Origin of the sequence: Shewanella sp. SP1S2-4 (assembly GCF_031932075.1) — a bacterium.
In the GTDB taxonomy this organism is placed as follows: Bacteria; Pseudomonadota; Gammaproteobacteria; order Enterobacterales; family Shewanellaceae; genus Shewanella; species Shewanella baltica.
In genome coordinates, this window is the sequence record NZ_JAUOET010000050.1 from 1 (window position 1) to 8,891 (window position 8,891).

General features: G+C 41.0%; 3 protein-coding genes and 1 pseudogene. All 4 read right to left on the minus strand.

From position 1 onward, the window contains the following. Positions 1-288 precede the first annotated feature (288 nt). Positions 289-784 (minus strand): annotated as a pseudogene (locus Q4Q52_RS22035) (dTDP-glucose 4,6-dehydratase); the annotation flags it as partial. Between the two features lie 61 nt (positions 785-845). After that, positions 846-3,065 carry a DUF255 domain-containing protein gene (locus Q4Q52_RS22040; protein WP_311991686.1) on the minus strand — a complete coding sequence of 740 codons (2,220 nt, stop codon included), beginning with the start codon at positions 3,063-3,065 and terminating at the stop codon, positions 846-848. Continuing rightward, a complete protein-coding gene (locus Q4Q52_RS22045) occupies positions 3,065-6,220 on the minus strand; it encodes a CRTAC1 family protein (protein ID WP_311991684.1) in 3,156 nt (1,051 codons plus the stop codon). Before Q4Q52_RS22045 ends, Q4Q52_RS22040 begins: the two co-directional genes overlap by 1 nt. 85 nt (positions 6,221-6,305) lie before the next feature. Continuing rightward, positions 6,306-8,891: FG-GAP-like repeat-containing protein (locus Q4Q52_RS22050; RefSeq protein WP_311991685.1), on the minus strand; the 2,586-nt coding region annotated here is incomplete at its 5' end.

The window sequence follows — 8,891 nt, forward strand, 5'->3', positions numbered from 1 at the left end:
TTACCCTTAGTCCCGTTTAGGTTTGAAATATGACGTAAAGCAGTGATCTTAGATTACGACACTTTGTTCACGGCTAACGAGATGCTGAGCTTACGGTGGACAGATTGCGGGACTCACAAGCTCACTCACCGTCAGAGCGAAGCCCGTACTGTAAACCGTAAGTCACGCAGTGACGTTCCGTAGCAGCAAGGATCTAGCAGTTGTGCTGCAACACCCTAGATTCTAAATCCATGCAAGTTCTTCTAAGAAATCGCAAATTAACTGCACCACAACAAGATTAGTGCATTAATTTGAGCCACCAATATTATAGGTCTCCCCAAGCAGCCCCTCTGTCGCGACTAAAAATAACGCCTTAACATGATCATCGACATATAACCAATCCCGCACCTGCGGGCCATTGCCGTAAATGGGTAGTGGTTTTCCCAATAACGCATTATTCACCATTAAAGGGATTAGCTTTTCAGGATATTGAACAGGGCCATAATTATTAGAACAGTTAGTAATAATTATCCGTAATCCATAGGTGCGATGCCAAGCACGAACCAGATGATCCGCCGAAGCCTTGCAAGCAGAATAGGGAGAACTGAGATCATAGGCGCTGATTTCACTAAATAACCTCGTCTCACCAAGGGAGCCATAAACCTCATCGGTAGAAATATGATGTAATCGAAAACAGTGCTGTTGTTTTTTGTTCTAAAGCTTGATAGTAGCCACGGCATGCCTAGAGCAGCGTGTATGTTCCCACAATATTGGTTTGAATAAACTCCATTGGTGGCGAACACGAGAATGTATTAATGCCTGACCAATATTGTTAGGCCACATCACCCATGTATACAACATCTCAATTAAAGCAATAAGATAATAGTTTCAGGTAATAAGCAGAGCTTGTCTGAACAGGCTTGTAGTCGTACTTTCACCTTGGTAGGGCCAGATATGTTCACTGATGAAGAAGACGTCGGGCGTAAAAGAATGCTTGTTTGATCGTCGTATAACTTCAAGAGTGACTGACTAAAACCTAGTTGCTTAAGCTGTGGGCTGGGATAGCCTATCTTAAAAGCTGCAGCATCGCCTACCACTTCAACTTCAGTCGCTATCAGTTTTTCATTGGTACTAGGATTTGCATTTACATGCCAACCAGACTCTAAATCGAGTTTAACCTCCATATGGTCCCCACGACGAACCAGTGAAACCTTTCCATGTCCTTTCGCAAAATAAGATGCTCGCAAAACTGGGCTATCCGTTTGCTGTGCGGCCGCCGCCCAAAAACTATAATTGCCTTCGATATCATCGGATTTCGAGCTATGATTCTTTATCAGTTGATCCGCAATCGTTCGATATTCCCTGCTGCCCAAGCTCCTGCGCCCTAAAGCCATCGCTTGATAAACGCTCGAGTAGACCGACGGTAACTCCCCATCGTTACTCAATTTTAGCAACGTTTCAAAGCGATAATCTTTAACCAATGCATCCAACAACCAAACTGCTCGTTCTCTAATAGAAAACCTATTAGCATGTTCAGCCGAAGTGTGTTGGACAAGATTAGATTGATACTGTGTTTTATAGAGACTCAAATTAAGTAATGCTTTGGCAAACCAAGCATAATCTTCAGAAGTAGCCTCAATGCTGGCTCGTCCTTGGAAAACAATTCGGTGCAGCTTATTATTACGACGCGCCATCAGCCAAAGTTGATCGGCAATGTCTGAGGCTGTCGCTAAGAATTGCTCATTATTCGTCACCTGATAAGCATCAACCAATGCATCAATATACATCGCATTCCAACTGACGATAATTTTCTCATCGACCAAGGGCGCAACATTTTGATGGCGTAACGCGACCAATTTCCGGTGCCATTGATTATCGCGCCAATCCATATCTAAATTCGCTAATGCCACTAAATTCGGCTGACTATTGGCATAAAAATTAAACCCTGCATCTGATAATAATGCTTGGTCAGTCTCAATAAAACGGTAATAACTTCCCTCTCCGCCATCAGAAATAGCTGACATTGCAGATGAGCGGCCATAGGGTTGATATAAGAAACTGTCAACCCAGTTGATCGTTTGCTCCATCGCTGACAGATACTGAGGTTTAGCCGTAATGAGGTAGAGGCGCGCAAGTACTTTGACCATAAATGCTTGTGTGTAAAGCATCTTTTCAAAATGAGGTTGTTGCCACAATCCATCTACAGCATAACGATGAAAACCGCCCTCGATGGCATCATAAGTTGGGCTCAATAAAATAGTGTCAACATGCTGTGTTACTACATCAATAATGCGCTCATCACCATAGGCAAGATATTGTTCTAATAATCCCAACAACCAATATTCTCGAAGGAATCTTGGACCACTACGACGAGCTTCATCCGCCAAAGTCTTTAACCGTTTAGCATTGAGCTCACGAATGACAACATTTGGATCTAAATGATTAGGGCTCACGGGATTAAAAGGTGTCGCTAACTGTGCCGATATTCTATCCGCGACAGCGAGCAAAGATTCAGGGCTTGTTTGCCACCGCTGACCTAGGGCGCTAATCACTTTAACAAACTGGCTTTCGGGAAGGTAAGAGTCCGCCCAGATGACCTTACCTTGCGGCGTTAAGATCACATTGATTGGCCACCCGGCCTCCCCCTTTAAAAGCTCTAAAGCAAGCTTGTAACGGTTATCGACCAATGGCCATTGTTCACGGTCGACTTTAATGCTCACAAAATGTCGATTTAGCATGGCCGCCACAGCTTCAGAATTAAAGCTTTCCTGTGCCATCACATGACACCAATGACAAGTTGCGTAGCCGATAGAAATAAATATCAGTTTATTCTCACTCGCAAACGCTTGCTCAAAACTGGCTTGCCACTGCAACCAATTGACAGGTTGTAGCGAATGACTCAGTAAATAGGGTGATTCAGCAGCAATTAACGAATTAACGTATTTGGGTTGCCCATTTTTTTTGATCGCGCTATCGAGAATATTCCGCTCATTGAACCAACCACGCCTAGCTTCAAAAAGTGAAGAATAACTATCGGCGATAGCGCTGTAACTCAACAGCACTATCGATAGCAGAAATAAACGCATCACTGAACAGCTTTCGCCTCATATTTAATAGTGTAGGATTGATTAGCTTTTACATTATCTAACCCTTGACGTTTACCATTGGGCCAAATGATAACCACTTTAGCTAGAGTTGCTTTGCCAAGACCGATGGATTGTTCTTTCGGGTGCACTGACATATACCCTTGACTACCCGACACTTGCCGCCAGCTATACCCCTTATCACCATACCCCACGATAATTTGAGCACCAATCCCATCTAAATTAACGCCATTTTCAGGTGAACCAATTAAACGGATCTTCAACCAATGATTATTAAGAGTATTAGCCTGATTCTCAAATAGCTGTGCTTTATCATGATAATTGTTCACTATGACATCTAGATCGCCATCGTTATCAAAATCAAGATAAGCTGCCGAACGTGAATTTGCGATTATATCTAAACCACTCTGAGCTGACATATTTGCCAGACCACCATTGGTATTTAGAAAAAAAACATTACTTGCCTTAGATGCATCAGGAAAATATCCAGTCATATTCTCCCCCGTATTTGGGTCAAAATAATAAGGATTCTGAGATGAATACACATAATAATCATTCATACCATTTAGCACATACAAGTCTTCATCACCGTCGTTATCCACATCAAAAAAATCAGCATCCCATGCCCATCCTGTAGATGAGTAGCCACGGCCCACTTTTTTGCTAGGCTGATAATGTAAAGCCCCCTTGTTCGTTAGTTTAGAAATAAATAAATCATTTCCTTCCACAACTCGCATATTAGCTAATTTATCAGGATTAAACTCAGCCTTTGTATCTTCACTTGGTAACACATATTTTTGATCTTTATTCATAGTAACAATATTAGAAACATAAATATCAGCAATACCATCACCATTAAGATCACTCAGACTGAGATTCATAGTATAAGATGGTTTATCGGTTCCTAGTTGGGGAGCATAATCCACAAATGCTTTTCCTTGTTGATTAAGGTAGTAGGCATTAACACCGAAATCATTGCCTACAATAAGATCTTGCCAACCATCCATGTTCAAATCAGTATGCGTAACAGCTTGCCCCCAGCCAGTATTATTAGCTCCAAGAGCATCCTTGGCCTTTTCAAATACGAAATTACCTTTATTGATAAATAGCTCGTTAGCATCACCATTATTATTGCGACGTTTTAACGTGGGTAAATCGCCCTTCAAATAATTACCAAAATATTCAATGTATATATCAAGTAACCCATCATTATTAACATCAAGAGTCGTCGCAGGTCCTCCCACATGTCCTGCCCCACCTAATTGTGCTTTTGTGGTCATTTCAACAAATGTACCATCACCATTATTGCTATAAATTCGATGTGGCTCATCAACATAGGTGATCATAATATCTTGATCTCCATCGTTATCGAAATCAGCAATCAAAGGTTGACGTGGCTCCCCCGCTAGGCCTGTTTTCCCCTGTGTGGGCTTACGCTGACTAACATTACTCAAACCAGAAGTCGCTGTAACATCTTCAAAATAGCTACCACGATTCAAATACAGTTTATTTCCCAATCCACTTAGTATTAAAATATCAGCCAGTCCATCGGCATTCAGATCTTCTGCTGCGACTCCGCCCCCACCAAATGCAGGGGGGATTGTACTGATCCCAGTTGTGGCATCTTTGCTCAGATAACTACGTAGTTGACGGCTCAACCAGTCAGAAGATCTATGCTCCGCATTAATTTTCTGCTTGTCTGTTACATTTTTAAAATAATGATTCGTAACCTCTTCGGTGTTATCAGCTGAATTAATGACAGGTTCGATAGCAGGTTTTGGTTGGTATTGATGGTAAGAATCGACTTCTTTATTAATCTTCTCATAAGCTGCGGTCACTAAATCTGAGTGCAACTCAGTTTGATTAAGTAGCTTACCCTCATTGCCAGCTGTTCGAAGCAGTAACACACCATAGTGGGCTATTGCCTCTGTCAACAACTCTGCTGCGTAAGGATCGGCTTCAAGCGTTACTCTATCGCCAAGATCGGCGAGTGCATCTTTAAGATATAGCCAATGTAACCCTGAGTCGCGAAAAGAATCCATATCATAAGCTTCGATATCGACTTGTTGAGCTAATGGATAATTGGGAAAAAAAATGACATCTTCATATTCGTTAACTCTATGGGGTAAAATTTTATCTACAGCTTTTGCCACATCCACTTCGCGGATTACTTTTCCATCAGTGACTTGCGACTGAGCCAACAAATAAAAATTCGCCGAAAAAGCGACCATAGCCTCAGTGAAGTACTTTTTAAACTCTGTTGCTTGTAGTGAGTCTTTAGGTAATGCGAGCTTAGCAAAATAGACTTGTAAATTACGAGCAAAAAGAGTGCTGCTTACTTGATTATACTGCTGAAATGCGTTGATTTTTAAGTCAACTAGCTCATTTAACATGCCTGTTTTAACAATTGACTTGGACGATTGACTTTGCGTTTTTATATCTTTCGAAGCGGTATTAATCACCGCACTAAGCGTTATTTCGGGGAATAAACTTAACCAGCTATCAGAAATATTTTGTACGGATACAGTATATTGATCCTGATTGCGTGCTAATTGGTCAGCTTGTTTTAATACAGACAAAGTTACAAGATCGATCTCTTGGGTAATAAATTGAATCGCATCATCTGCAAGAGGTGGTAAATTAACATCTAAGTCAAGCAAGGCATCTTGCTGTACTGCTAACATAGCCCTGAAACTGTAAGCGATAGAACCATAATGTTTCTTATCTCTCGCTTCAACTTCCACTATTTTATTAGGCGTCTTAATTAACCACTTTGAAGACTGCTCCTTTGTTTCAAATAAATCAGAAACAACATTTTTGATCTGCATTAGTGTTAGACTGTTGGCTTTTGGATTCGCGTCTGCAGTTTTAAGCCAAATACTGCGAATAAGTCGCTTTTGATATTCAGCTTTGATATATCGCGCTTCCTCACTGAGCGGTGTCCCGTAAATAAGCCCTTCTAATCGTGTAGCAGTGGCGTGACATTTAGGATCTCTAACTGACTCCAACTTTCCCATTAACTTTAATAATCCGTCATCTTGTAATGTAGATGAAACCTGTGACTCACTAAGGGTATTGAACGATAATAATGAAATGCTCAATGTGACTACACTAAAACTAAAGTTTTTTATTCCCATTACAAATCCCTTAACTATAACTTTACTTCCATAAACCTAAATATACAGAGCCTAACAGCCCCGTATACTTATCGTTACTTTATTATTAAAGTCTTAATTTAAAATAAATATTATTCCTCAGCATGAACAGCATCAAGATAACGACCGCCCACCATGGAACACTACCACCACTGTTATTCTCTTTAGGTGAAATAACATTTAACTGTAATTCACGCTGATTATTAGTGGTGCTCACATCATGTTCAAGACTATTAACACTACCGTTCATACGCAAATTGCCACTGATAAATGGAGTCACCCATATCTCGATAGTACGGCTCTCACCAACAGCTAACGTGCCGATTGAACACCTTAGAACCAGATCTGACAGTGAACAACCGGGTGCTATTTGAGTCAAATGTAATTGGCTGTCTAAAGTAACCTCGAGCGTAACTTCTGTTGCTTGCCCTATGCCCTTATTCTGAACAGTCCAAGTGACTATGGACGCTTCTTTCAATTTTGGAAACGAAGTACTATCTGCAAATAAAGCTAAATCAACATCCTGACGTCCAATGGCACCAGTAGAGCTTACATACCAAATAGACACTCCCACTTGAGTATCAAATACGACAATATCTAAATCGCCGTCGTTATCGAGGTCAACGAGTTCTATATGGGCAATATTCTTACTCACGATTAACGCATCATCAGGCCGAATATCATTCACACTGTGATAATGCCAAATACTGACACCACTCGATGTCTGTAACAGTATCTCAGCGATACCATCTCCCTCAAGATCAACAACAACTAGGTTATCTACAAATGGAAATGCAACAGAACTATGAACGGCTTCGGCACCAAGCGCATCTAAAATAAGGTGCCAACCTTTCTTATCGAACACGAATAGATCTGCTTGGCCATTAGCATTAATATCAGTTGCCACCACACGTGTCACATCAGAACTTAACGAAGCGACCTTTTCACCTTCCCAATAATCATCAATATATTGGTAAAGGATCGGAGCTTCACCCTCAATGAAGACAATAAGCTGATTGCCAAGCATTGTTTTCACTATAGCCATAGAGCTAACACCGCCACTATTACTGGATAGTAACGTGGGTGTATCAGTTACATTTAGAATAGAGCTTGAAAGTGCTTGTGTAACTTTAGTATCAAGATTAAAAGGTACTGTGACATTGAGTAACTGTAATCCTATTTCGCCTGACCCAACGTGAGAATACAAGGCAATTGTAGGTTGATTGACTCCTCCTAAAATAACCTCAGGGTCACCATCAGAGTCGAGATCAGTAATTAAGATGAGGTCGGCAATTACTGCATCCAATGCATCTTCAAACAGTACGTTTAAGTCAGCATCTAAAATATAAGCTCTATTCCCACCGTTTTTTCCTCCTATAGTGACAATATCAGGAACTCCATCACCATTAAGATCAGCAACTGCCATAGAACTAACAAATTGGCTCATGACTAGCTTGTTAGTCGAAACTAGCATTCCTGCACCGTCATTGATCATTAATTGTATTGACTGTTCTAATGGCAAATACACCAATAGGTCATTCAGTCCATCACCATTTATATCCGCAATAACACCAGTATCAGCAGGAACGCTTGTGATTACTTGCCCAGACAAGGCAGACAAAGTATTCGCTAATAAAAGACTCGCGCTCTTAGGTATAACTGCATCAACCAGATTATTGGCGCTCAGATCTATTGACGCATTTGTAAAACCAGTTTCAACAGAAACTACGTTAAGTTCAATAGCACGGGTATCTGTCATACCAATAGCAAGATCATCAGCAAGATGACAGCTTACTAGTCCAACAGTGATTTCACTACAAATAGAGGGTAATTTTGTACTGTTCAACTCAGGATCTATGTGTATTTGATAATCTAATCCCTTCAATGGGGCATAGCCAATATTGGTCACCTCAATCATCAAATTGACATTTTGATCAACAGTCGCTGTACCGGGTGAAAAGTAGAACTTAAACGCAACACTTGTCTCAGTAGCCTGCTTAACAACCAGAGTAAACTCTTGCAACACAGGAGTGTCTATAATCCCGTCAGTAACACTTAACACCACACTGAAAGAGGAGTCAGCAGCATCTAAAGGAGGAGTACCTACCAACTTATTACTTGCAGTTAACTCCAACCAATTGGGTGCAGACTCAAGCGCAACAGTTAGTTCACTATCTAAATCTATATCCGAGGTGACAACTTGATACTGATACGGAGCCATCGAAATTGCTTCAATAACAGGCATAGAATCAAACACTGGCGCATCATTTACATTGACAACTTCGATATCAAATACAGGAAAATCAACTTGAATCGCACCATCAGAAACTGAGATCAAAATACCTGTCGTAATACCAACATCGTCATTTGAAGGAGTTCCAGTTAATGCCCCGGTAGCAGAATTGAAATCAGCCCATGAGGGTTTATTAACAATATTAAAAGTTAAAGAATCATCTTCATCTTCATCTTTCGCTACAGGCACAAAACTATAAGCAGTATCCTCCTCAACTTTAATGCTAGGTGTACCAGAAATAACTGGTGCATCGTTGACGTTGCTCACCACCAGCGTAAAGCTCTGCTCTGCCGTTAAGCTGCCCGCATCGGTCGCTTTTAAGCTCACCGCATGACTGCCCACGTCCGCATTGCTCGGCGT